This window comes from Mesorhizobium sp. B263B2A (genome assembly GCF_020165775.1).
GTDB classification, from domain to species: domain Bacteria; phylum Pseudomonadota; class Alphaproteobacteria; order Rhizobiales; family Rhizobiaceae; genus Mesorhizobium; species Mesorhizobium opportunistum.
The window spans coordinates 972923-998600 of the sequence record NZ_JAIUIU010000001.1; the positions used below are offsets into that span (position 1 = coordinate 972923).

Genomic DNA, 25678 nt, shown 5'->3' on the forward strand with positions numbered 1-25678 from the left:
GGAGCGTCGAAACGCCCCCTCGGTGGGTCTGCCAGTTGTTACGGTCCGGTCAGGACCAGGGCAGCGAGAATGTCTTGACGTTGGTGTAGCTCTTCATCGCTTCGATAACGCCTTCCTTGTAGCCATTGCCCGAATCCTTGATGCCCCCGAAGGGAGACATCTCGATGCGATAACCCGGCACTTCCCAGATGTTGACCGTGCCGACCTGCAGCCCGGCGATGTATTTCTGCATGCGGGGAAACGAGTTGGTGCAGACACCCGACGACAGCCCGAAGGCGGTCGAGTTGGACAATGCGATCAGCGCCTCGTCGTCATCGGGCGCGCGCACGATCGGGATGATGGGCCCAAACGTCTCTTCCATGACCAATTCGGATGTGTGTGGCACGCGATCGACGACGATCGGCGGCAGCAACGCGCCCTGACGGCCCGGATTGTAGAGGATTTCAGCACCTTGCTCGGCCGCCATGTAGACACGCGCCTCGAACAGCGCCGCTGCCTTCTCGTGCACGACCGTACCAAGGTCGGTCGAGCGGTCCATCGGATCGCCGAAGCGGATCTTCTTCGCCCGCTCCAGCACCAGTGGCACGAAGCGGTCGGCGACGCTTTCCTGGACCAGGATGCGCTTGACCGCCGTGCAGCGCTGGCCGGAGTTTTTTGTCGCGCCGGCGACGGCGAGATCGGCAGCTTTCGCCAGATCGTCGTCGGAGAGATCGTTGAGGATGATCAGCGGGTCGTTGCCGCCGAGTTCCAGGACCTGGCGCTTGTAGCCAGCGGTGCGGGCGATCATCTTGCCGACCGGCACGCCGCCGGTGAAAGTGATCAGGTCGATGTTCTCGTTGGTGATCATCTCGTTGCCGATGTCGGCCGGCCAGCCGGTCACCACCGACAGCATCTCCGGCGGCAGGCCGGCTTCATAGAGAATGTCGGCCAGGAGCAGCGCCGTCATCGGCGTCAGTTCGGTCGGCTTGACCACCACGCAATTGTTGGTGGCGATCGCCGGCGCCACTTTGTGCGAGACCATGTTGAGCGGATGATTGAACGGCGTGATCGCCGAGATCGCCTTCAGCGGTTCGCGGGTGGTGAATATCTTGCGCGCCTTGCCGTGAGGGGTGAGGTCGCAGGAGAAAATCTGGCCGTCATCCTGGATGCACATCTGCGCCGACAGCGTGAACACGTCATAGGCGCGGCCGACCTCATAGAGCGAGTCCGTCTTGGAGATGCCGAGTTCCAGCGTGATGAGATCGGAAATCTCTTCGCGGCGTGATGCAAGGATTTCGGCGGTGCGAAACAGGATCTGCTGGCGCTCGTAGCGGGTCAGCTTCGATTTGTAGCCGGCGGCGATCTCGAAGGCTTTTCGCGCGTGCTCAGCGCTCCCGGCCGGCACGGTGCCGATGACGGTATCGTTCCAGGGGTAGCGCACCTCGACGACGCCCTCGGCATCGACTTTCCTGCCAGCAATGCGCATCGGCTCGTGGCGAACTTTGATGGCGGGGTCGAGTTTGGTCATGCACTCTGCTCCAGCAGATGTTAGGCGTTGCGGCCGAGGATCGACCCCCACTCCGGCCCTCCGGGCCACCTCTCCCCCGTCGATCGGGGGAGAGGTGCCGAGCGAAGCTCGGCGGAGTGGGGGTCGACATCCACGTTCGACATCAAGCCAGTGCCGCCGCCATCGTCGCGTAATAGAAGGCGTCGAAATTGCGCAAGGTCGGCTCATCAGGCAAGTCAGGCAGCACGCGGTTGACGATGAACGGCACTTCCTGCTCGGTCAGTCCGCCATGCGAGCGCAGCGGTTCGTTCAGCGCCGCCAGGTCGTGGCGGTGTTCCGAGGTGCCGATCGTCTTGTTCTCGGTCGAGACCAGCACGATGTCGCCGATGCGGTCGGCCGGCAGTTCGAAGCGCTCGCAGGCCGTCGGGCTGTCGACGACCAGCATGATGCCGTCGACCTTGGCGAGCCGGGCCATGATGCCGGCCTGGTCGGCGCCATCAGGCAGATAGGCGGTGGCAAACGAGCCGAGCGCGCCGTGATGCACGACATAGGGGTCGGTGATCGGCAGGATGACGCGGGCGGCGTCCTTGCCAAGCCACTCGTCCAGCAGATCCTGGACATAGACGACGTCCGGCGAGCCGTCAGTCTTGTGCTTGGGCTTCATGCCGTGATCGGCAGTGACGACAATCGCGGCGCCCAGCCCATCGAGCTCGGTCAGGTACTTGTCGAACATCTCGTAGAAGGCGTTGGCCTGCGGCACGCCAGGCGCGTATTTGTGCTGCACGTAATCGGTGGTCGTCAGGTACATGATGTCGGGGCGGAATTCCCTGAGCAGCTGAACGCCGGCGGCGAAGACGAATTCCGACAGTTCGGCCGAATAGACCTCCGGCACCGGCAGCCCAAAGTGCTTCGAGGCATTGTCGATGCCGTGCTCGGCCACGGTCGTGGTGTCCGACTTTTCCGCCGAGAAGCACAGCGCGCGACCTTCGTCGAAGGCCAGGCCCTTGCCGAGCAACGCACGCAGCTTGTCCTTGGCGGTCACCACCGCAACCTTGGCGCCGGCGTCGTAGAAGGCTTGAAAAACGGTCGGCGCGCGCAGGAAGCGCGGGTCGTTCATCATCACTTCCTTGCCGGTCTCACGCTCGTAGAGATAGTTGCCGCAAATGCCATGAACCGACGGCGGACGGCCGGTGGCGATCGACAGATTGTTGGGGTTGGTGAAGCTCGGAATGACCGAGTGGGCAAAGCGCATCGTGCCCGTCTCCTTGATCCTGACCAGAGCCGGCATCAGCCCGGCCTTTATCGCTTCGTCGAGATAGGCGGGCTCGCAGCCATCAAGGCAGATGGCGATGGCCGGCACGCGCGGCCAAGCGTAGGTGCGGCCGTTGACCGCGACATTGATGGGAGACATCTGGTTCATCGAAAATCCTCGATATCGGCCGCTTCAGGCGGCGAGTTTGGCGCGTTCGGCGAGTGCCGCGGCGGGTGGGGTGGCGGTGTCGACGCCCATTTCACGAAGCGAGAAGGCTGCCGCCTCGACGACGCGGCGCATGACATGCTCGTCCATCTGGCCGATGCAGCCGACACGGAAGCTATCGACGGCGGTCAGCTTGCCCGGATAGATGATGAAGCCCTTTTCCTTCATCAGATCGTAGAAACGGTCGAAGGCGAAGCTGGCATGGGCCGGGTTGAAGAACGTGACGATGATCGGCGACAGCCAGCGGTCTCCGAGCAAGGTCTCGAAGCCGAGGTCGCGCATACCGGCCACCATGACGTCGCGGTTCCTGGTGTAGCGGGCGCCACGGCCGGCGACACCGCCCTCGGCCTCGTGCTGGCGCAACGCTTCAAGGAAAGCGGCGACGACGTGCGTCGGCGGCGTGTAGCGCCACTGGCCGGTCTTGTTCATATGCGCCCACTGGGCGTGGACGTCGAGCGACAGCGAGTGGCTGCGGCCCTTGGCCGCCTCCAGTTCGCTCTTGCGGGCGATGATGAAGCCAAAGCCCGGCACGCCCTCGATGCATTTGTTGGCGGACGAGACCATCGCCTCGTAACGGATCTCGTTGACGTCGAGGGCGACGGCGCCGAAGGCACTCATGGAATCGACGAGCAGCTTGCGGCCCTTGGCATGGACGGCCTCGGCAATCTCGGCGACCGGGTTCAAAATGCCGGAGCTGGTCTCGCAATGGATGGCGATGACATGGGTGATGGCAGGATCGGCCTCAAGCGCTGCTGCCACCTCGTCGCCGCGCGGCGGCAGGTAGTCGCCCTTGTCGATCAGCGTGTAGGCGCGGCCGAGATACTGCATGGTCTGCGCGGCACGCAGGCCGTAGGCGCCGTTGGCCAGCACCAGGACCTTGCCATCCTTCGGCACGAACGAGCCGAGCATCGCCTCGACGCAGAAGGAGCCGCTGCCTTGCATCGGCACGCAATCGAATTCATCTTTCGCATCGCCCGTCAGCGCCAGCAGGCGGCGGCGCAAATCGGCGGTCATGGCGCGAAAATCGCCGTCCCACGATCCCCAGTCACGCAGCATGGCCTGCTTGACCGAATAGGCCGTGGTCAGCGGCCCCGGGGTCAGCAGATAGGGCTCGCCCAGCGCCGGTGCCTCCAGGGGCTTTGGGGCAAATTTCGTCTCGGCGAGCATGAGTGTCCTCCGACAGGTCGCTGCTTTTTGCGGCCCTACTCTCGGCCCGAATGACATATTTGTAAAATCGTTATTTTGTATCGAAGTATCGATTTTTACGATGCAGGGTGCGAGCACCGCGACATAAGCTGCATGCCGGTCATGACATGCTTGTGAAGCCGGGTAACTTCGCCCTCTCCTCATAAATAAAATCGTTCATTTCAATCTTTCAGTTAGCAGAACTTGCGGTAAGCTGCCGACGACCCTTGGTATCCCGGAGGCACGGTAAATGCGCTACGTCCAGCTGCGGGCCTTTCATCAGGTGGCGATTTCGGGTGGTTTTTCGCGGGCGGCCGAAGCGCTGTTCCTGACCCAGCCGGCGATATCCGACCAGGTGCGCAAGCTCGAGGAAGAGTACGACGTGCTGCTGTTCAACCGGAACAAGAAGCAGGTCACGCTGACCCATTCGGGCCAGAAGCTGCTCGAAATTACCCACCGCATGTTCGACACGGAGCAGCAGGCGCTCGAGCTGCTGACCGAGTCGCGGGCGTTGCGTTCCGGCACGCTGCGCATCGTCGCCGACGCCGCGCATCACCTGCTGCATATCCTCGGCAGCTTCCGGGCCCGTTATCCCGGCGTCCAGGTTTCGGTGCGCGCCGGCAACACCGAGACGGTAATCAGCAGCCTCTACAGCTACGATGCCGATATCGGCGTGCTGGGCGAGGTGCCGACCGGACGCGATTTCGAGGTTTTGAAACTCAACTCGACACCGATCATCGCCTTCACCTCCATCGACCACCCGCTGGCGGGCAAAAAGTCGCTGACGCTCGCGCAGCTGGCGCAGGAATCGCTGGTCATGCGTGAGCGTGGCTCGAAGACGCGCCAGAAGCTCGAAGACCTGGCTGCCGCTTCGAAGGTTGAACTGCGGCCAGCGATCGAAGCCGAGGGCCGCGAGGCGGTCCGCGAGATCGTCGCCTCGGGCGCCGGCATCGGCTTCGTCTCGGCCGCCGAATTCGGCCAGGATTCACGGCTGATGCCGATCACCATCGACGCGCCCGAGACGTTGATGGACGAAGCGCTGATCTGCCTGCGCGAGCGCAGCGGCGGCAAGCTGGTGCGCGCCTTTCTCGACATGGCAAAATCGATGTCGGCGGATTAAGCGGCGGCCCTGATCTCCACTGCGTCCGCCTTCACCCGCTCCGACTTCGGATCGTAGGGGCTGCGCAAATGCGCCGTGGCGGCATGCCGCTCGCCGGCGAGGTCGATCTCGAACCGCTCGCCGCTGAGGAACGCAGCATCGACGACGGCTTCGTGTTCGATCAGTCCGAGCGCCACCGAGCGGCCGAGCGTGTGACCGTAGGCGGCAGAGCGCACTTCGCCAACCGGTTTGCCGTCGCGCAGGATCAACTCGCCGCCCCATAGCATCGGCTCGGCGTCGTCGAGCGTGAACAGCACGACACGCCTGGCCGGCGCGGCCAACGGCTTTGACTTGATCAGCGCATCGCGTCCGATGAAACCGCCCGGCTTGTCCATGGCGACGGCAAAGCCAAGCCCCGCCTGCCAGGGGTCGATATCAGGCGTCAATTCCCTGCCCCAGGCGCGAAAACCTTTTTCGATGCGCAAGGCGTCGAGCGCGTAGTAGCCGGCGTCAGCCAAGCCGAACTCGCGGCCTGCCTCATGCAGCGCTTCATAGACGCCGACCGCGAACTCGGTCGGCACGATCAGCTCCCAGCCGAGCTCGCCGACATAGGTCATGCGGTTTGCGTAGGCGGTGGCGTAGCCGATATCGATCTCGCGGATCGTGCCGAAGGGGAAGCCGGCATTGGAAAGATCCGCCGAAGACAGTTTGCCGAGCAGATCGCGCGAGCGCGGCCCCATCAGCGCCAGCACCGCATAGGACGAGGTGACGTCGGTCAGGATCGCATGGGCATCGGCCGGGATGTTCTTGACGATCCAGTCGGCGTCGTGGACCGCCTGCGCGGACCCCGTGACGATGAGGAATTTTTCCGCACCGAGCCGCATCACCGTGAGGTCGCTTTCGTAGCCGCCACGGGCGTTGAGCATGCCGGTATAGACCGAGGTGCCAATGGGCATATCGACATTGGCGGCGCAGATCCAGTTGAGCGCGGCACAGGCGCCGCGACCCTGGACGAGAAGCTTGGCGAAGGAGGTCTGGTCGAACAGGGCGACGGCTTCGCGCGTCGCCTTCATCTCTTGGCCGACCGCTTCATGCCAGTTCTGGCGGCCGAAGGCATAGTCGTTCTGCGCCTTCTCACCTGGTGCTGCGAACCAGTTGGCGCGCTCCCAGCCCATCTTGGAACCGAAGCAGGCACCCTTGGCGGCCAGCCGATCGTAGAGCGGCGAGCGGCGGAACGGTCGCGCGGTGTCCAGTTCCCGGTTTGGCCATGGCATGGCGTAGTGCAGGCCAAGCGTTTCCTTGACCCGGTCATGCAGCCAGCGCGGATTGTTGTTGAAGGACGCGAAGCGCCTGATGTCGACCGGCCACAAATCCATGGTCGGCGCACTGTTGGCGATCCACTCGGCCAGTGCCCTGCCCGCGCCGCCGGCGCTGGCGATGCCCATCGAATTGAAGCCGGCGCCGACATAGAAATTCTTCAGCTCCGGCGCCTCGCCGAGAAGAAAATTGTTGTCCGGCGTAAAGCTCTCGGGACCGTTGTAGAATTTCTTGACCTCGGCCTCAGCCAGTTGCGGCACGCGGATAAGCGCGTTTTCCATCAGGATCTCGAACTGGTCCCAATCGTCGGGCAGCAGCGCGAACTCGAAACTCTCAGGGATGCCGTTCATGCCCCATGGCTTGGCGTGCGGCTCGAAGCCGCCCATGACCAGGCCGCCGACCTCTTCCTTGAAGTAGATGAAGCCGTCGGGGTCGCGCATCACCGGCAGGTCCGGATGCACGCCCTCGATCCTGCCGGTGACGATGTACATATGCTCGGCCGAGTGCAGCGGCACCGAGACGCCGCACATCAGCCCGACCTTGCGCGCCCATTGGCCGGCGCAGTTGACGACGATCTCGGCGGCGATGTCGCCGCGATCCGTCTCGACGCCGCAGGCGACACCGTTTTTCACCGTGATGCCGGTGACCTTCACCCGCTCGAATATTTGGGCGCCGCGGTTGCGCGCGCCCTTGGCCAATGATTGCGTGAGGTCCGTGGGATTGGCCTTGCCATCGCCGGGCAGCCAGACGGCGCCGACCAGATCGTTTGTCGCCATCACCGGCCACAGCTCGCCTGCTTCCTTTGCCGAGATGACATCGATCTCGACGCCTTGGGCGCGGGCCGATGCGGCCGTGCGTTTCAACACTGTCATGCGGTCGGCGGTGCGCGCCACCGACAGCGAGCCGCAATTCTTCCAGCCTGTGGCAAGACCGGTCTCGGCTTCCAGTTCGCTGTAGAGCTGCGTGGAATACCGGATCAGGCTGGTCATGTTGGAATGGCTGCGGAGCTGCCCGACAAGGCCGGCTGCATGCCAAGTGGTGCCGCCGCTGAGCTGTCCCTGTTCGAGCAGGACGACATCGGTCCAGCCGAGCTTGGTCAGATGGTAGGCGACCGAGCAGCCGATGATGCCGCCGCCTATGATGACAATTCGTGCCTGAGTTGGAAATTCATGTGCCATGGGCGTTCCGCCATTTGAAGGGATGGCTGGACATTAGCAGGGAAAAGCCAAATATCAACCCAAAGAGTCACAAAATATCACATCAGACTTGCCACTATGAGTTCGGGTCCCTTTTGCGAAAGCGCCTCGGCAAGGCCGGTGTCCGGATTGGCGTCGACGATCACGCCGGCGGCGCGCTCGAAATTCGGAATCCTGAGCGGCGTCAGCTTGCCGAACTTGCTGCTGTCGAGGGCGAAATAGGCCTTGCCGGCAAAAGCGATCATGCGGCCACGCTGCTCCGCGCCGGCGCGGGTGAAGTCGGTCACCTCGCCATCCGGGGACAGGGCACCGCCCCCGAGGAAGGCGATGTCGACACGGAAGCGAGCCATCGCATCGAGCGTGTCGATGCCGGAAGCCGCCTCCTCGCCGGGATCGACTTCGCCGCCCAGCATATGCACGCGCATGCCGGGGACATGGCACAGATGCAGCGCGATCGGCAGGCTGGCCGTGCAGATGGTGAGATCGCGCAGGCCGGCCATGGCATGCGCGACGGCCAAAGTGGTGGTGCCGGAATCGAGAAAGACCACCATTCCGTCCTTAACCAGGCCGGCGGCCGCCTTGCCGATCGCCGCCTTGCCGTGGGCATTTTCCTGGCTGCGCAGGCTCATCGCCGGCTCGCTCGGCTCGAAGCGGGCGGCGCCGCCATGCACGATGCCGAGCCTCCCCTGGTCCGAAAGCAGCTTCAAATCACGGCGGATGGTTTCGCGCGAGACATCGAAGAACCCGGCAAGCTCGGCGACGCTGACGGAACCCTGGGCGCTCAACCGCCTCAGGATCTCGTCGTGGCGTCTTGGGGCAAGTGCGCGCACCGGCAGGCGGCTGACGGGAGACATGGCGATCCTTGTGTCGAGCGATGATGTTGCAATATGTGGCAGTGAACCCGCATGGACGCAACCACGCCGGCGTGACCGGCGGCATTGATATTGCCTGTCTAGGATTTTCGCGACAGACCTTCGTCCTTTATGGCGTTGACGAGTGTCTCGCTGCCTTCGCGAAGATGCTGGCTCAGAATGCTCACGGCCTTGTTGCCGTCGCGCTGCCGGCAGGCGGCCAGCAGGTCGCGGTGCTCGGCCTGCGAGCGGGTGCGATAGTCGAGGTTCGACAACAGGATGCGGACATAGCGATCGGCCGCATTGTGGTGCGCCTCGATCAGGCCGAGCAAACGCCGGTTGCCGCAGGCATCATAGAGAGCCAGGTGAAAGGTCCGGTTGAGCGCCCCCCATCTGCCGACATTGCGCTCGGCATCGATCTGGTCGAGTGCTTGTCCGGCCTCATCGAGCTTGTCGCCCGACAGAACGGGAACAGAGAGCTGGAGCGCCTCGCATTCGAGCAATTCGCGCACCGCGTAGATCTCTGTGATTTCGGCACTGTCCATTCGGGCGACATGCGCGCCCTTGGTCGGGTGAATGGACACGATGCCCTCGGCCTCCAACTGGCGAAGCGCATCACGGATCGGCATGCGGCTGAAGCCGAACCGTTCGGCCAGATCGTCCTGGCGCAGCGCGGTGCCTGCTTTCAAGGATCCGCTGGCTATAGCTTCGCGCAGGACATTGGCTACCTGCTCCGCCACCGTCTGCGGTCTCTCGATCAGGCCTTCCACAAATCCGCGCAAACGATGCTCCCGCTTCATCCGATATCCAGCCTAGTGGAAAACCGCTTTTGCGGATATAAGTATCCTTGTGTACAGGATAGCTAGCCTGACCTTACCGTCGCTTCGGAAGCGGCATCGTGGCGCGCGCCTATGCCGCAGCGGGTCGCCCCCTAGCCGAGGTCGGCACAGCGCTTGCCGGCTCCGCATACCGCATACGCATGCGCAGGAACGGCGCTTCGATGCAGGTGTAGCTGAGATAGCCGATCGGAATCGTCGCCATGAAGCACAGGCCGGACCAGAGGCAAGCAACATAGAAATTGCTTATGTTCATGACGTTCGTGTTTATGAACGCCGCCAGTTGCATGACGAAGAACAGATGCAGGAGATAGATCGAATAGCTGTAGGCCCCGGCCTTCTCAAGGATCTTGAACGGCAGGCTTGTGCGCTTCCTCGAAAAGCTGGTGTCGTAATAGGCGATGCCGAAAGCATAGGCCGCGGCCTCCAGGGTCGGCAGGATGATCCATATCGGATGCGGCGACGGATAATGCTCCAACTGGTAAAATCCGCCGGCGGCATCGAACCACCAGAAGAAAACCGAGAATGCGATGAAAACGGCCAGCGCCAGCCAGTGCCGATCCTTCGCATAGGCACGGAGGTGAAAAGCAAGAATGCCGGCCAGAAACTGGTCCGCGTGGCCTATGATGGTCCAGGCTGCCGCCGACTGCACCTCGCCGATGTGCACATAGAGCGCCCACCTCAGCAAAATCGCTGCCGCAATGAACAGCAAGGGCGCGAACGGGAATCGCCTCGACGCCATCAGCAAGAACGGCAACAAAATGTAGAAGTGAGCTTCCACGGTAATCGACCAGCCGCCATTCGGAAGGGTGGGGAAAATCAGCCCTTTGCCGACATCGGTGAAGTACTCGCCCAGAGGCTGACCCGCGAGATCCCTGCGGCAAGCCTCGATGGCTATTACGGCCAGCAGAAGCGGAAGCAGCCTTAGCGCCCGGTTGGCAAAGAAGGGCAGGTAGCTGACCTGTTTTCCATCAAGAAGCTTGGCGAACAGGTAGCCGGAGAGCGCCATGAACAGCGAAACGCCGGTGATCCCTTCATCCAGAAGGCTGAAGATTGGCAGAGCCGGCACAAAGCCATAGGGGACCGGCCCATCAGGAGACTGGTGAAGAAAATGCCAGGTGAAGACCAGAAAAGCCGCCAGACCGCGAATATGGTCCAGCGCCGGATAATGTTCTCCAGTCGAAGACTTCATGATTCAAACCAGCCGCCCTGCGCCCTGGACGATCGTCGCCGCACTGCCTCGCTTGTGGCTGAGCCAGCAACGGCAGCGCAGCAAGTATACCTCGCCCACGACTCCTATTTTGCCAGCCTCTCGTTAATTTAGACTTCTTACTTTTTGGGGAAATTTTCCCCGGCACGGATCGGCGACCGAACAGCCGCCGACCGAAATTGGTCGAAGTACGACGGCTCTTCAGCCGGGGCTTCCCGCAATGTGCGGACCGCCGCGGTCTACATGCCGTCTGAGCACAATCGCTTTGCTCAATCGACCCGCACGGCCACAACGGCGGCGCAGTCGCCGGCCTTGACCAGCCCGGGAAAATGCCGCGCCGCCAGCATGCCGGACATCTTCGCCCTGATCTCCTGCGGGGCGACACCGGTGCGGCCAACTGGATGGATGCGGGCCAGCACGGCCCCCTTCTCCACCGGCTCGCCGAGATCGACCATGGTTTCGACCATGCCGTCGTCCTCGGCGAAAGAGAAGCAATCGCCTGAGGGCATGTCCAACCACTGTGTCTGGCTCTTCTCGACCGCACCATCGACAATGCCGGCGTGACGCAGCACATTGAGGACGCCGCGTCGCGCGATGCGCACGGTTTGTGCACGAGAGGTGCCGCCGCCGCCAAGCTCGGTGCTGACGAAGACCTTGCCCATCTCCTCGGCCGCTGTGTCGTACATGCCGACGGCATCGATCTCGATCATGCGCATCGAGAAGGGGGCGGAAAACGCCGCCACCGCGTCGAAGGCTTTCTGCTCCAACGCCTTGTCGGGCAGAGTGTGCGCGGCGCAAAACGGCACGAAGTCGAGCGTCTTGCCGCCGGAATGAAAGTCGAAGACGATGTCCGCGCGAGGCAGCAATTCGCGCTGGAAATAGTCGGCGATCTTCTCGGTCACCGTGCCGTCCGGGCGACCGGGAAAGCTGCGGTTCATGTTGCCCTTGTCGATCGGCGAGGTGCGCGTGCCGGCGCGGAAGGCCGGATAATTCATCGCCGGCACGATGATCACCGTGCCGCTGACGGTTTTCGGGTCGAGCGTCCTGGCGAGATCGTGGAGCGCCAGCGGACCCTCATATTCGTCGCCATGGTTGCCGCCGGTCAGCAGGGCCGTCGGTCCCTTGCCGTGGCGGATGACGCAGATCGGGATCATCACCGAACCCCAGGCCGAATCGTCGCGGCTGTAGGGCAGGCGCAGAAAGCCATGCTGGACGCCGTCGCGATCGAAATCGACAGTCGGCGCGATCGGAGAAGGGCGAAGACTGGACATCGGTTTCAATCCTTAACCACCAGCTTGCGCGGCACATTGGCCAGGCACTCTACACCGGTTTCGGTGATCAGTATGGATTCGGTGATCTCCAGTCCCATCGTTTCAAGCCAGAGGCCGGTCATGAAATGGAAGGTCATGCCGGGCTTGAGCTCGGTGCGGTCGCCAGGGCGCAGGCTCATGGTGCGTTCGCCCCAGTCCGGCGGATAGGAAAGACCGATCGAATAGCCGGTGCGATTATCTTTGACGATGCCGTATTTCTTCAGGACGGCGAAGAAGGCATTGGCAATGTCCTCGCAGGCATTGCCGGGCCTGGCGGCTGCGAGGCCGGCTTCCATACCTTCCAGCGTCGCCTTCTCGGCATCGAGGAATTCCTGCGTCGGCTTGCCGAGGAAGACGGTGCGCGACAACGGGCAGTGATAGCGGTTGTAGCAGCCGGCGATCTCGAAGAAGGTGCCCTCGCCGCGCTTCATCGGCTGGTCGTCCCAGGTCAGATGCGGCGCCGAGGCGTCGGCGCCCGACGGCAGCAAAGGTACGATAGCCGGATAGTCGCCGCCAATACCGTCGACACCGCGCGTGCCGGCATCATAGATCTCGGCAACGAGATCGCATTTGCGCATGCCGACTTCTATCTTATCGACGATGCGGTGGTGCATGGCCTCGACGATGCGGGCGGCCTTGCGCATGTAGTCGATCTCGGTCGGGCTCTTCACCGCGCGCTGCCAGTTGACCAGGGCGGTGGCGTCGACGAAGCGGGCATTGGGCAGATGCTTCTGCAGCGCGGCAAAGGCGGCGGCGGAGAACCAGTAATTGTCCATCTCGACGCCGACGGTGAGCTTGCCCCAGCCGCGATCGGCCAACACGCTGGACAGGAAATCCATCGGGTGCCGCTCGGTCGACTGCACGTAGTGGTCGGCATAGCCGACGATGTTGTCATGGGCGAGATAGGCGGTGCGCTTGGCGCCATTGGCATCCTGGCCGCGGCCATACCAGACCGGCTCGCCCGACGGCGGCACAATGACAGCCTGATGCACATAAAAAGACCAGCCATCGTAGCCGGTCAGCCAGGCCATGTTGGACGGGTCGCTGACGATCAAGAGATCGACGCCCTTTGCCTCCATGGCTTTCCGGGTCTTGGCGAGGCGTTCCGCAAATTCGCCGCGCGAGAATTTCAGGTTTGGTTGCATTGTTCTTGATCCTCGTTTGTTGGGCCTGGAGCCTGTTTTCAACGTCGTTGAATCCGGCCCCAGGTAACTTTTTGTTCGAGCACGATCTTCTCGGAAGACCGATTTCCGCTTTGCGGATCCATGCTCCTGCGGCCAGCATCAGCTTTCGAAAATGGTTCCGGATTTCGCCGTCCGCGCCCGGTCGCGGGCGAGCGTGGCGATCGCCGTGTCCTGCACGCCGGTGCCGGTCAGGTCGGCAATGGTGATGTCGCTGGCTGAGCGACGGCCGTGCATTGCGCCGGCGATGATCTGGCCAAGCTCGGTCACCTCGGCATCGGCTGCCATCACGCCCGCCGCGATGGCATGGTGGAGTTCGCCAAGCCGTCGTGTCTGGCGCGCGCTGTCGGCGACATAGAGATCGGCCATACGCAGGATCGCCGGTGCGATCTCGTTCTTGTGCTCGGCGTCCGAACCCATGGCGGTGATGTGCTGGCCGGCGGAAACGAAGCCGGCCTTGATCAGCGGCTCGGTGGAGGGCGTGGTGGTGACGATGATGTCGGCGCCGGCCGCGGCCTCAGCCGGGTCGGGTTCGGCACGAACGACAATGCCGAGTTTCTCACTTAAGGCGGCCGCGGTCGCCACTGCCTTGGCGGCATCGCGCGCCCAGATGCGGGCCTCGGAGATCGGCCGCACGAGCTTGAGCGCTTCGAGTTGCAGTCCGGCTTGCACGCCGGCGCCGAAGATCGCGGCAACGGATGCATCGGGACGCGACAGATGCTTGGCCGCGACCGCGCCGGCGGCGGCCGTGCGGACATCGGTGAGATAGCCATTGTCGAGCAGTAGCGCTTCGACCAGACCGGTCCTGGCCGACAGCAGCACCATCATGCCGTTGACCGAGGGCAGGCCGAGCTTCGGATTGTCGAAGAAACCGGGGCTGATCTTAATGGCGAAGCCGTCGATGCCGGGCACATAGGCGGTCTTCACGTCGACCTCGCCGCGATGCTCGGGGATGTCGAGGCGCAGGATCGGCGGCATCGCCACCGGCAAGGTGGCGAGCGCGCGAAAAGCATTCTCGACGCAGGCGACGGCGTCGAGATCCAGCGTCACGATCTGTCGCAGTTCCTTCTCGGTGAGGATCGTCATGCGGCTCATGCGGCGCGCTCCATCGTTGCGTCACCGCAGATGATCTTGCGGTGCGTGTCCATGTCGATGTTGCGGCCCGAAAGCAGAACAAGCACCGGCCCGTCCGCCTTGACCTTGCCAGCGAGCAGAGCGGCGATACCGACCGCGCCGGCGCCTTCGACGATCTCACGCTCCTGCGCATAGGCATGGCGGATGCCCTCGGCGATTTCGTCTTCGCCAAGCAAGATCACATCGTCGAGCAGGTCGCGGCACATGGCGAAGGTCAGCCGGTTGTCGAGGCCGATGCCGCCGCCGAGCGAATCCGCCAGCGTCGGCAATTCCTCCACCGGCACCGGCCGGCCGGCATCGAGGCTCGCTTTCATCGCCGCGCCGCGTACCATCGAAACACCGATCACTTTCGTACCGGGGCTGACCCCCTTGATGGCCGCGGCGATGCCCGAGGCCAGGCCGCCACCGGAGAGCTGTACGAGCACGAGCGCGGCATCCGGAACCTGGTCGATCATCTCCAGCCCGAGCGTGCCTTGCCCGGCTATGATCGCGGGATGGTCGAAGGGCGGCAGCATGACCAGGCCCTCTTGCGCCACCAGCCGCTCGACCTCCTGCTGGGCATCGTCCTGGCTGTTGCCGATAATGCGGACCTCCGCGCCAAGCCGGCGGATTTCGTCAAGCTTGTTGCCGGGCACCAGCCGTGACATGCAGATCACCGCGCGCATGCCTTCGAGCTTCGCGGCATGTGCCAGCGCGCGGCCATGATTGCCGGTCGAGGCCGCGACGACGCCACGCGCTTTCTCCGCGGCACTCAGCGAAGCGATGGCATTCGAAGCACCGCGCAGCTTGAAGCTGCCGGTGATCTGGCGGTGCTCGAGCTTGAGGTGAACCGGCACACCCAGTTGTTCGGAGAGACCCGGCGAACGCACGGTCGCCGTGCGCTCGACCTTGCCGGCAATTCGTTCGCGCGCGGCGCGGATATCGCTGAGAGTGACTGTCGCCATGATCGTCAATCGCGGGGCAAGGGCAGCGTCATCAGACGGCCAAATTCGGGATGGACTGTCTCATCACCGCAAAGGCGCAGGCAGTTCCAGGCGCTCGCCTGGTTGCTGGTCACCACTGGGCGGCCGATCGCCTGTTCCATGCCGGTGACCGCGAGCGCAGCTCGCAGCGCCGTGCAGGAGACGAACAGTGCGTCCGACTGCGCGTGCGTCGCTTCGCGCGCGAGATCGACAAGCTCTGCCGGTGCGATGCGCGCCATCTCACGATCGTCCTCGAAACCGAGACAGGTGAAGCTGGCGATCTCGAAGCCACGGGCGGCGAAATAAGCCGCCATCGGCCTGGAGGTTTCGACCGTGTAGGGCGTAAGAATACTGATCCGGCGCGCGCCGAACGCGTGCAGCCCGCGCACGCCAGCCATCGGCGGCGTGACGATGGGAACGCCGGGCTTGGCGGCTTGAATCGCCACCTCGATCTCGGCATCACCGATCACCACCGAGGCCGAGGTGCAGGAATAGCAGATGGCGTCCAGCGGCTCGTCGGGCAGGATCAATGCCGCGCCCGCCGTCAGCGCCGGCTGCATCTTGCGCAGATTCTCCGGCGTCGTGGGATTGGCGTAGGGAATGCGCGCGACATAGACGCCGATGCGCTCGCTCGCCACCATGCGGCGAAAATCCGGCTCACTGGTGTGATCCGTGGCCAGGATGATAAGACCGACGCGGCGCGCCATCGGGCGGTCTTCGAGCGTTGGCCGGTTGGGCGCGACCTTGATCTCGGGTAAGGGTTTCATCAAATTATCTCTCGATCTTGCCGTAGCGCCGTTCCAGCCAGCGCAGCAGGATAACCGAGCAAAGACTGATGGCGAGGAAGAAAGCGCCAACCAGCGTGATCGGCTCGATATAGCGATAGTAGGTATTGGCGACGCTTTTCGCCTGGTTCATCAGTTCCAGCACGGTGATCGCCGACAGGAGCGGCGTTTCCTTGAACATGGCGATGAAATAGTTGGCCAGTGCCGGGATCATCGGCGGGATGGCCTGCGGTATGATGATGTGGCTCCAGGTCTGTCTGCCGCTGAGATTGCACGCCTTGGCGGCCTCCCACTGGCCACGCGGCACATTGTCGATGCCGGCGCGGTAGACCTCGGCCGTATAGGTGCCGTAGTGCAGCCCGAGCCCGATGACACCGGCGACGAGCGGCGGCAGCAGGATGCCGATGTCAGGCAGCACGTAGAAGATGAAGTAGAGTTGCACGAGAAGCGGCGTGCCGCGGATGAATTCGGCCGCCCAACCGACGGTGCGGGACAATGCCTTGTTGGGCGAGCGGCGCGCCAGCGCGATGCCGAGCCCGACGATCGCCGCCAGCACCGAGCCGAGCAGCGTCGCAAGGATGGTGATCTTCACCCCCTGGATCAGCGTCGGCAGGATCTGCCGGACAAAATCCCAATCCCATTCCATCAGAAAGCCCCGGCCATCAGACGCGCACTCCGTCGAGGCCGCGCGCCATGCGGCGCTCCAGCGAGCGCACGCCCCACGAAATGAGCAGCGCCAGGATGAAATAGATGATCAGGATGGTGGTGAAGGGCACCATCGTGTTGCCGGTCTGGGCGCGCACCACCTGCGCCTGGAAGGTCAGGTCGGCAAGCGAGATCAGCGAGACGACCGATGTGGCCTTGAGCAGTTCGATGGCGTTGTTGCCGAAGGTCGGCAGCATCACCAGAAACGCCTGGGGCAGGATGACGTGGCGCAAGCCTTGCCAGCGGCCGAGGTTGAGCGCGATGCAGGCCTCATGCTGTTCGCGGCCGATCGACTGTACGGCGCCGCGCACCACTTCGGCGGCATAGGCGCCGACATTCAGGCCGAGCGCGAGCACGCCTGCCTGCAGCGGGGTCAGTTCGAAGCCCACCAGCGGCAGCACGAAATAAGCGAAGAACAACTGCACGAAGATCGAGGTGCCGCGAAAGAATTCGATATAGGCGGTGGCCAGCGCGCGCAGCGCAAAGAAGCGCGACAGCCGCCCCAGGCCGGCAAGAAAGGCCATGACCAGGGCAAGCACCGACCCCATCAGCGTCAGCTCGATGGTGACAAGCGCTCCCTGCAATATCAGGCCGAAATAGCCGGACCACTGGGTCATTCGATTAGAGGTTCCAACGTTTGGTTTTAAGATCCTTCTCCCCGTTCGCGGGGAGAAGATGCCGGTCCACCCTCCGTAGCTGCTGCGGAGGACGGGCAGGCAGATGAGGGGCAGCGCGAACTTACGAAGGTATGGCGCCGCCCCTCATCCGTCACTTCGTGACACCTTCTCCCCGTGAACGGGGAGAAGGAAAAAGAGCCCTATTTCGCTGCGCAGAGCTTGTCGCGTGTCGTCGACATCGCGGCCGCGGCCGAGAAGCCATAGGGCTCGATGATCTTGGCGAATTCGCCCGACTTCTTCATCTTGGCGAGTTCGACGTCGAAGGCATCGCGCAGCGCCTCGTCGCCTTTCTTGAAGGCGGCGCCGTCGCAATAGACCGGCGCGCCCTGCACCGGCGCGATGACTTCGAGGCTGGGGTCATTGGCCTTCTTCATCAGATCGTTGATCGACAGGACAGGCAGCGAGTAGGCGTCGATGCGGCCGTCCTGCACCATCTTCAGGCCGCTCTGGCCGTCCGGCACGACGATGACACGCTCCCGCGGCACGCCGGCATTGAGCGCCAGCTTTTCTTCAGTGCCGCCACCGGGAGCGCCGATCGTTGCGGACGTGTCCTTGGCGACGTCTTCGTAGCTCTTGAAGCCTTTCGGATTACCCTTCTTCACCAGCATCGCTTCGGCGTCGCACAGCACGGGCTCGGAATAGGCGACCGCGGCGCAGCGCTCCGGCTTCATGAACAGACCGGCGGTGACGACATCGAAGCGGCCGGCCTGCAGGCCGGGGATCATGGCGCCATATTCCGAGATCGAGGCAACGACGTCGGCGACGCCGAGCCGCTTGAAGATCTCGCGCGCCACGTCAGGCGCCGCTCCCGAAACCTTGCCGTCGGCGGCGACGGCCGTATAGGGCGGCTCATTGGCGATGGCGAGGCGGGCGAAGCCCTGCGACTTGAGCTGTTCGAGTTTGCTGTCGTCGGCCGAACCCGCGGTCGAGGCGGCAAGCACCGCGGTCAGCGCAAGACCGGCGACGCCGGCCAGAATGCCAAATTTCTTCATTTGTTCCCAACTCCTTGTTTCGTTTTCTTGGTTTGGTTGCGGCAGCAGCGCCGCCCGTTTCTGGTTGATTTCGGAACGGCTTCATCGTCCCGGGCATAACGGTCAGACGCGATGTCCGGCCGCGATGATCTTCTTCAGGAAACCCTGCGTTCGCTCCTGTTTGGGATGGCGGAAAATCTCATCGGGCTTGCCCTCCTCGACTATTCTGCCGCGATCGAAGAACAGCACCCGGTCGGCGAAATCGTGGGCGAAACCCATTTCGTGCGTAACCAGAAGCATCGTCATGTCGGTCTCGGCGCAGAGCCGCCACAAGACGTTGAGCACCTCCTCGACCAGTTCCGGATCAAGCGCCGACGTCACTTCGTCGAACAGCATGATCTTCGGCTGCAAAGCGAGCGCGCGGGCGATCGCCACACGCTGCTTCTGGCCGCCGGACAGTTGCGCCGGCATGGCCTTGGCCTTGTCGGCCATGCCAACCATGTCGAGCAGTTCCATCGCCCGCTTCTCGGCGGCGGCGCGCGGCGTGCCCTTGGTCAGCATCGGCGCCAGCGTCACATTGTCGATGACGCTCTTGTGCGGAAACAGGTTGAAGAGCTGGAAGACCATGCCGATCTTCTGGCGCATCCGGGTCAGATGCCGTTCGTCGGCGGGCAGCAGCTGACCGTTGCGTTCCATGTGGTAGAGTTGTTCGCCCTCGATCTGGATGTGGCCGCCGTCGATGCGTTCCAGGGTCATCAGGATGCGCAGGATCGTCGTCTTGCCCGAGCCGGAGGGCCCGATCAGCGCCAGCTTCTCGCGCGGCATGACCTGCATCGACAGGCCGTCTAGCACCTTGAAGGTGCCGAAGCTCTTCGAAATGGCATCGACCTTGATGATGGGTATGGATGCGGACAAATGAATTTCCCCGTGTTGGAGAAGCCTGTGCCCTTAACGATGCGGAACGCGCCAAATCATGTCAATCGGGAAAATAATATCATGACAATTATTCCGATTGCGCATGTTTTCCGATCAGTCGCGGCTGATTTTTGTGCACGTCATCATCCCAAAACGGCTCGCCCTTCTTGGGCGACGTGCTCAGATTGCAAGCAGCAGATGTTCCGGATCGCCAAGCAGCAGCTTTGTGACAACGCCGAGGCCGGCGCGCAGTTCCCCTTCCGTGGTCGAACCCAGTGAGATACGCACGGCCGGATGCCAGGGCGCATCCGAAATGCGGAAGGATGTACCCGGCGCAATCGCCACGCCTCGCAGCCGCGCCTGGGCGACAAAGCTTTCCTCGGCCCGATCGGCCGGCAGCTCCAGCCAGATGTGCAGCCCGTCATGCCGGGCACGATATTCGACCCCCGCCAACACTTCCGCCGCGATGTCCAGCCGCCGCCGCAACGCCGCACGCTGCCAGCGGACGAACTCCATCGCCGTGCCGTCGGCCACCCATTTGGTGGCGATCTCGGCCACCAGCGGCGTCGCCATCCAGTTCGACACCAGATGCCGGTTGGCGACGGCGGCGACATAGCGGTCGGGCGCGGCGAGATAGCCGATGCGCAGGCCGGGCACCACGATCTTGGTGAAGGACGTGACGTAGAGCGTGCGCTCCGGGGCGAAAGCGGCGACCGGCGGCGGCCGATCCTCGACCAGAGGACCCAGCACATCGTTCTCGATGATGGCGATGTCGTGCTTGCGGGCGACCGCCGCGATCTCTTCGCGCCGCCGCGCGTCCATCAGGGTCGCCGTCGGGTTGATCACCGAGGGCTGCACGAACACCGCGCGGATGTCGGAGAGCCGACAGGCTTCGTCCAACGCTTCGGGAATCAGGCCATTGCCGTCGATGGGCAGGCCTTCGAGGTTGAAGCCGAGATACCGGGCCAGCGGCACCAGTGTGTGGTGGCCGATCGCCTCCGTGGCAACCGTCGAGCCCGGCGGCGCAACGCTCATCAGCGCCACGGTCATGCCGGCGGTGGCGCCATTGGTCAGGCTGATGTTCTGCGGCGAGACATCGAGGCCGCATAGCTTCAGCCATTCGACCGCCACCGCACGGTGACGTGGAAACACCATGTTGGGCCGGAACGACAGTGCCGAACTCGACGGCAGGTTCTCGGCCAGCCAGCCCAGTGCCTGCTTCAGCCGTTCCAGATGCATCGGCTCGCAGACCGGCTTCAGGATCGAGAGGTCGATGACCTCGCCGAGGCGTTCGGGCAGATAGGGCGGCTCCGGCTCGCGGCGTTGCGTCTGGACGAAACTGCCGCGGCCGATCTCGCCCGAAATCAGGCCGCGCCGGATCAATTCCTCATAGGCGCGGCTGACCGTCTGCACCGAGAGTTTCAGATCGTCGGCGAGCCGGCGATGAGTCGGCAGACGGGCGCCATTGGCCAGGCGCCCGTCATGAATGGCGCGCGCGAACTGGTCGGCCAGCGACTGATAGGCCGGCCGCCGGATGAGAGCGGGATCGGGTTGCCACAATGTCATGACTTATTAGAGATCGAAATCAGTGCAATTGACAATCGAAATAATGCGCCGTCATGGTACTGGCGACGAAAAAGTGGGCCGTGATGACTGCTGCGAAACTCGACGCGATCGATCTCAAAATCCTCGACGCCATCCAGCGCGACGGCCGTATCACCAAGCTGGCGCTGGCCGAGCAGGTCGGCCTGTCGCCCACGCCATGCTGGATGCGGCTGCGCAAGCTGGAGAAGGCGGGCATCGTCTCGGGCTACCATGCCCGGATCGCCATGCGTGTCGTGGCGCCCGTCGCGACCGTGCTGATGGAGGTGACGCTGGCCAGCCATCGCCAGGCCGATTTCGACCGCTTCGAACGCGTCGTCCGTGACATCCCCGAGATCGTTGCCTGCTGGTCGGTGGGCGGCGGTGTCGACTACGTGCTGAAGGTGATGGCGCGCGACATCGACGCCTATCAGCGGCTGGTCGATGGCCTGCTCGATCGCGAGATCGGCATCGACCGCTACTTCACTTACATCGTCATCAAGACGGTGAAGGACGAGATAGCGCTTCCGATAGCCGACCTTTTGCCGGCATCGCCGTAGCGCGGAGAGATCGTCTGCCCGACCGCCGCAATAGAGAGACTCTCTCTATCAGCGTGCATCCAAACAGCCTCTCTGTCTGCCCGCGATGGATAATCTCCCCGCATCAGACCGAACCGGGAGGCTTCGACCATGTCCGCGCATTTTGCCCGCTCGCATCGCCATGAAGCGCTCGACCGCCTTGCCGATCGCCGGCTGCTGCGCGAGCTCGCCTATGTCGACGGCCACTGGACGGCAAGCGAGGCCGCTGAAAGCTTCGAGGTCACCGATCCGGCCACCGGCGCCACCGTCGCCTTCGTGACCGCGCTCGACGCGCGCCAGACGACAAAAGCGATCGATGCCGCGGCGCGCGCTTTTCCGGCCTGGCGGGCGCTGCTGCCGCAAGAGCGCTCGAAAATCCTGCGGAAATGGTTCGAGCTGATCATCGCCGCGAAAGACGATCTTGCCCTGCTGATGACGCTGGAACAGGGCAAGCCGCTGCGGGAGTCGATTGGTGAAATCGACTATGCCGCCTCCTTCGTTGAGTGGTACGCCGAGGAAGCAAAACGCCTCAACGCGGAAAGCGTCACCAGCCATCTGCCGAACGCGGAAATGATGGTGCGGCGCGAACCGCTTGGCGTCGTCGGTGTCGTCACGCCGTGGAATTTTCCATCGGCCATGCTGACCCGCAAGGCGGCGGCGGCACTGGCCGCCGGCTGCACAATCGTTGCGCATCCGTCCTCGGAGACGCCGCTGTCGGCGCTGGGGCTGGCGGAACTCGGCGAGCGCGCCGGTCTGCCTGCCGGCGTCTTCAACATCATCACCGGCAAGGCCGCGACGATTGTCGGCCGCATGTGCGAGGATCCGCGCGTTCGCGCCATGAGCTTCACCGGTTCGACCGAAATCGGCAGGCTGATCGCCGCGCAGAGTGCGCCGACGATGAAGCGGCTGGTGATGGAGCTTGGCGGCCACGCACCGCTGATCGTCTTTGCCGATGCCGATCTGGACAAGGCGGTGAGCATCGCCATCGACGCCAAATTCGCCACTTCGGGCCAGGATTGCCTGGCCGCGAACCGCATCTATGTCCAGCGCCCGGTCCATGATCGCTTCTGCGCCGCCTTCGCCAGCCGCATCGAAGCGTTGCGGACCGGCAACGGCCTTATGCAGGAAACCGACATCGGGCCGCTGATGCATGAGCGCGCCGTCACCAAGGTCGAGGAGCAGGTCGCCGATGCCATCGCCCACGGCGCGCGCTGCCTTGTCGGCGGCAAGCGGCATCAGGCCGGGCCGCTGTTCTACCAGCCGACATTGCTGGCCGATGTGCCCGACGAAGCGCTGATCATGCGCGAGGAAACCTTTGGCCCGGTTGCCGCAATCACACCTTTCGACAGCGAGGACGAGGTGATCGCCCGCGCCAATGCCACCGAATACGGTCTCGTCGCCTATGTCGTGACCGAGAACGGCGCCCGCCAGCAGCGTCTCGGCCGTGCCCTCGACTACGGCATGGTCGCCGTCAACCGCGTCAAGATTACCGGCGCGCCGATCCCGTTCGGCGGCGTCAAGCAGTCCGGTATCGGCCGCGAAGGCTCGCGCCATGGCCTCGAAGCTTTCACCGATCTCAAATATCTCTGCCTCGATGTAGCCTAAGCTGCATCGGAATCGCCCTTTTCGTCAGGAGTCAAAAAAATGCTCGACCAGTCCAACGAACTCGCCGCCTGGGATCGCGACCACTTCTTCCATCCCTCGACGCATATGGGCACGCACGCGCGGGGCGAGAGCCCGACCCGCATCATGGCCGGCGGTGAAGGCGTTACCGTCTGGGACAACAATGGCAGGAAGAGCATCGACGCCTTCGCCGGTCTCTATTGCGTCAATGTCGGCTATGGCCGGCAGAAGATCGCCGACGCCATCGCCACTCAGGCGAAGAACCTTGCCTATTACCACGCCTATGTCGGGCACGGCACCGAGGCTTCGATCACATTGGCCAAGATGATCATCGACCGCGCGCCGAAGGGCATGTCGAGGGTCTATTTCGGCCTCTCCGGTTCGGATGCCAACGAAACCAACATCAAGCTGATCTGGTACTACAACAACGTGCTCGGGCGCCCCGAAAAGAAGAAGATCATCTCGCGCTGGCGTGGCTATCACGGCTCGGGCGTGATGACCGGATCGCTGACCGGGCTCGATCTCTTCCACAACGCCTTCGACCTGCCACGCGCGCCGATCCTGCACACCGAGGCGCCCTATTACTTCCGCCGCGCCGACCGCTCGATGAGCGAGGAGCAGTTCTCGCAACATTGCGCCGACAAGCTCGAGGAGATGATCCTGGCCGAAGGCCCCGAGACCGTCGCCGCCTTCATCGGCGAGCCGATCCTCGGCACCGGCGGCATCGTGCCGCCGCCCGCCGGCTATTGGGAAAAGATCCAGGCGGTGCTGAAAAAGTACGACGTGCTTCTGGTCGCCGATGAAGTGGTGACGGGCTTCGGTCGGCTGGGCACCATGTTCGGCTCCGACCATTACGGCATCAAGCCGGACCTGATCACCATCGCCAAGGGCCTGACCTCGGCGTATGCGCCGCTGTCGGGCGTCATCGTCGCCGACAAGATGTGGCAGGTGCTGGTGCAGGGTTCCGACAAGCTCGGCTCGCTCGGCCATGGCTGGACCTATTCGGCGCATCCGATCTGCGTAGCCGCCGGCGTCGCCAATCTCGAACTGATCGACGAGATGGATCTGGTGACGAATGCCCGCGAGACCGGTGCCTATTTCCGTGCCGAACTGGCGAAGGCCGTCGGCGGCCACAAAAATGTCGGCGACGTGCGCGGCGACGGCATGCTGGCGGCGGTCGAGTTCGTCGCCGACAAGGACGATCGGGTGTTCTTCGACGCCTCGCAGAAGATCGGTCCGCAGGTGGCAACGGCACTTGCCGCCAGCGGTGTTATCGGCCGTGCGATGCCACAAGGCGATATTCTCGGCTTCGCGCCGCCGCTCTGCCTGACCCGCGAAGAAGCCGACATCGTCGTCTCCAGGACCGCCGATGCGGTGAACAGCGTCTTTGCCAATCTCTGAAATCGACCATGAATGCCATGACCAGAACCCTTCCCGCCACCATGGCCGCCGTGCTGCTCACCGGGCACGGCGGACCGGAAAAGCTCGTCTACCGCACCGATGTGAAAGTGCCCGCGCCCGCCCCCGGCGAAGTGCTGGTGAAAGTCAGCGCTTGCGGGATGAACAACACCGATGTGTGGGTGCGCCAGGGCGCCTATGGCACCGAAGAGGACGCCGCCGCCGTGTCGACCTGGCGGCGCCAGGGCAACACGCTGACCTTTCCGCGCGTCCAGGGCACCGACACGGTGGGCATCATCGCCGCCGTCGGCGAAGGCGTCCCGCCGGATCGTCTCGGCGAACGGGTGATGGTCGATTTCTCCATCTATAACCGCGACGACGATTCACTGGCCGACATCGACTATATGGGGCACGGCCGCGATGGCGGTTACGCCGAGTATCAGACCGTGCCGGCCGAGAATGCGCATGTCGTCGATACGGAGATGAGCGATGTCGAACTCGCCACCTTCTGCTGCGCCTATCTTACCGGCGAACAGATGCTGGAACGCGCCGGCCTGAAAGCCGGTGAGCGCGTGCTGGTCACGGGCGCCTCGGGCGGCGTCGGCTCCGGCATCGTGCAGTTGGCACGGGCGCGCGGCGCCATCCCCTATGCCGTCGTCGGCAAAGGCAAGGAGCAGGCGGTGCGCGATATCGGCGCCGAGGCTGTCATCACCCGTGGCATCGCCGACCTGCCGCACGCCGTGTACGCGGCAACCGGTGGCAAGCCGATCGACGTGGTCGCCGACCTCGTCGGCGGCGCGATCTTCAACGACCTGCTGCGCATCCTGAGGCCCGAGGGGCGCTACACCACCGCCGGCGCGATCGCCGGTCCGGTCGTGCAGCTCGATCTCAGGACCATGTATCTCAAGCAGCTGCAACTGCACGGCTCGAGCCAGGGCACGCGCGCCGATTTTCGCCGCATCGTCGGATATATCGAGGCGAAAAAAATCCGGCCGCTGGTCGGCGGCGTCTACAGGCTGTCGGATTTCCATCGCGCGCAGGCCGATTTCATCGCCAAGGATTTCGTCGGCAAGCTGGTGGTGGTGCCCGACGCGGTCGCGGAGCGATCGGCGTAGTTCCGGAAATCCAGGCATCCTCGCTTCTGCCGTCCTCCCACCGCTGCCATAACGGGAACGGCTTGCAGTCCAGCCTGCAAGCCGTC

Annotated in this window: 22 protein-coding genes; 5 read left to right on the top strand and 17 right to left on the bottom strand. The window is 63.7% G+C overall.

Going from position 1 to position 25678, the window contains the following annotated elements; all coding sequences use genetic code 11:
- Window positions 1–49: 49 nt before the first annotated feature.
- From phnY to LB568_RS04680, 3 genes are all read right to left on the bottom strand, one after another.
- The gene (phnY, locus tag LB568_RS04670) at window positions 50–1507 is read right to left on the bottom strand and encodes a phosphonoacetaldehyde dehydrogenase (protein ID WP_224729352.1); all 1458 of its coding nucleotides are present in this window, start codon (window positions 1505–1507) and stop codon (window positions 50–52) included.
- A 142-nt stretch (window positions 1508–1649) separates the two neighbouring features.
- A complete protein-coding gene (phnA, locus tag LB568_RS04675; RefSeq protein ID WP_224729354.1) occupies window positions 1650–2906 on the bottom strand; it encodes a phosphonoacetate hydrolase in 1257 nt (418 codons plus the stop codon).
- Window positions 2907–2930: 24 nt separating this feature from the next.
- Entirely contained in the window at window positions 2931–4130 is a 1200-nt protein-coding gene (locus tag LB568_RS04680; protein ID WP_140572834.1) for a 2-aminoethylphosphonate--pyruvate transaminase, read from the bottom strand.
- Window positions 4131–4398: 268 nt separating this feature from the next.
- Between LB568_RS04680 and LB568_RS04685 the strand changes: the two genes are divergently transcribed.
- Window positions 4399–5268, top strand: coding sequence for a LysR substrate-binding domain-containing protein (locus LB568_RS04685; RefSeq protein ID WP_224729356.1), 870 nt, complete (start codon window positions 4399–4401; stop codon window positions 5266–5268).
- Here the strand turns inward: LB568_RS04685 and LB568_RS04690 are convergent.
- From LB568_RS04690 to LB568_RS04755, 14 genes are all read right to left on the bottom strand, one after another.
- The gene (locus LB568_RS04690; protein WP_224729358.1) at window positions 5265–7742 is read right to left on the bottom strand and encodes a GcvT family protein; all 2478 of its coding nucleotides are present in this window, start codon (window positions 7740–7742) and stop codon (window positions 5265–5267) included. The genes LB568_RS04685 and LB568_RS04690 overlap by 4 nt on opposite strands.
- A gap of 77 nt (window positions 7743–7819) precedes the next feature.
- Window positions 7820–8614 carry a DeoR/GlpR family DNA-binding transcription regulator gene (locus tag LB568_RS04695; RefSeq protein WP_224729360.1) on the bottom strand — a complete coding sequence of 265 codons (795 nt, stop codon included), beginning with the start codon at window positions 8612–8614 and terminating at the stop codon, window positions 7820–7822.
- 98 nt (window positions 8615–8712) lie between these two features.
- A complete protein-coding gene (locus LB568_RS04700; protein WP_224729361.1) occupies window positions 8713–9393 on the bottom strand; it encodes a GntR family transcriptional regulator in 681 nt (226 codons plus the stop codon).
- 127 nt (window positions 9394–9520) lie between these two features.
- Entirely contained in the window at window positions 9521–10639 is a 1119-nt protein-coding gene (locus LB568_RS04705; RefSeq protein WP_224729363.1) for an acyltransferase family protein, read from the bottom strand.
- 287 nt (window positions 10640–10926) lie between these two features.
- Window positions 10927–11928: a N(2)-acetyl-L-2,4-diaminobutanoate deacetylase DoeB gene (doeB, locus tag LB568_RS04710; protein WP_224729365.1), complete on the bottom strand. Its 1002-nt coding sequence runs from the start codon at window positions 11926–11928 to the stop codon at window positions 10927–10929.
- A 5-nt stretch (window positions 11929–11933) separates the two neighbouring features.
- Window positions 11934–13112 (bottom strand): ectoine hydrolase DoeA, encoded by a 1179-nt coding sequence (doeA, locus tag LB568_RS04715; protein ID WP_140780497.1) that lies wholly within the window; start codon window positions 13110–13112, stop codon window positions 11934–11936.
- Between the two features lie 138 nt (window positions 13113–13250).
- On the bottom strand, window positions 13251–14243 hold the full coding sequence (gene eutC, locus LB568_RS04720; protein ID WP_224729367.1) for an ectoine utilization protein EutC: 993 nt from the start codon (window positions 14241–14243) through the stop codon (window positions 13251–13253).
- Window positions 14240–15226 carry a hydroxyectoine utilization dehydratase EutB gene (gene eutB / locus LB568_RS04725; RefSeq protein WP_224729369.1) on the bottom strand — a complete coding sequence of 329 codons (987 nt, stop codon included), beginning with the start codon at window positions 15224–15226 and terminating at the stop codon, window positions 14240–14242. Before eutB ends, eutC begins: the two co-directional genes overlap by 4 nt.
- 5 nt (window positions 15227–15231) lie before the next feature.
- Window positions 15232–16011: an ectoine utilization protein EutA gene (gene eutA, locus LB568_RS04730; RefSeq protein WP_224729376.1), complete on the bottom strand. Its 780-nt coding sequence runs from the start codon at window positions 16009–16011 to the stop codon at window positions 15232–15234.
- Window positions 16012–16015: 4 nt separating this feature from the next.
- Window positions 16016–16675, bottom strand: coding sequence for an ectoine/hydroxyectoine ABC transporter permease subunit EhuD (gene ehuD, locus LB568_RS04735; RefSeq protein WP_013896966.1), 660 nt, complete (start codon window positions 16673–16675; stop codon window positions 16016–16018).
- Between the two features lie 16 nt (window positions 16676–16691).
- The gene (gene ehuC, locus LB568_RS04740) at window positions 16692–17351 is read right to left on the bottom strand and encodes an ectoine/hydroxyectoine ABC transporter permease subunit EhuC (protein ID WP_140572843.1); all 660 of its coding nucleotides are present in this window, start codon (window positions 17349–17351) and stop codon (window positions 16692–16694) included.
- 200 nt (window positions 17352–17551) lie between these two features.
- Entirely contained in the window at window positions 17552–18403 is an 852-nt protein-coding gene (ehuB, locus tag LB568_RS04745) for an ectoine/hydroxyectoine ABC transporter substrate-binding protein EhuB (protein WP_140780500.1), read from the bottom strand.
- A gap of 102 nt (window positions 18404–18505) precedes the next feature.
- Window positions 18506–19297, bottom strand: a complete 792-nt coding sequence (gene ehuA / locus LB568_RS04750; protein ID WP_023764691.1) for an ectoine/hydroxyectoine ABC transporter ATP-binding protein EhuA — start codon at window positions 19295–19297, stop codon at window positions 18506–18508.
- Window positions 19298–19477: 180 nt separating this feature from the next.
- Entirely contained in the window at window positions 19478–20863 is a 1386-nt protein-coding gene (locus tag LB568_RS04755; protein WP_013896970.1) for a PLP-dependent aminotransferase family protein, read from the bottom strand.
- An 83-nt stretch (window positions 20864–20946) separates the two neighbouring features.
- On the opposite strand from LB568_RS04755, the gene LB568_RS04760 reads away from it, so the two are divergent.
- The 4 genes from LB568_RS04760 (at window position 20947) to LB568_RS04775 (ending at window position 25592) form a co-directional block, all read left to right on the top strand.
- Window positions 20947–21438, top strand: coding sequence for an Lrp/AsnC family transcriptional regulator (locus tag LB568_RS04760; protein ID WP_041165110.1), 492 nt, complete (start codon window positions 20947–20949; stop codon window positions 21436–21438).
- Window positions 21439–21567: 129 nt separating this feature from the next.
- Window positions 21568–23061: an NAD-dependent succinate-semialdehyde dehydrogenase gene (locus LB568_RS04765; RefSeq protein ID WP_224729377.1), complete on the top strand. Its 1494-nt coding sequence runs from the start codon at window positions 21568–21570 to the stop codon at window positions 23059–23061.
- A gap of 39 nt (window positions 23062–23100) precedes the next feature.
- Window positions 23101–24480, top strand: a complete 1380-nt coding sequence (locus tag LB568_RS04770) for an aspartate aminotransferase family protein (protein ID WP_140780504.1) — start codon at window positions 23101–23103, stop codon at window positions 24478–24480.
- Window positions 24481–24488: 8 nt separating this feature from the next.
- Window positions 24489–25592, top strand: a complete 1104-nt coding sequence (locus LB568_RS04775) for an alcohol dehydrogenase family protein (RefSeq protein WP_224729379.1) — start codon at window positions 24489–24491, stop codon at window positions 25590–25592.
- Window positions 25593–25678: the final 86 nt, after the last annotated feature.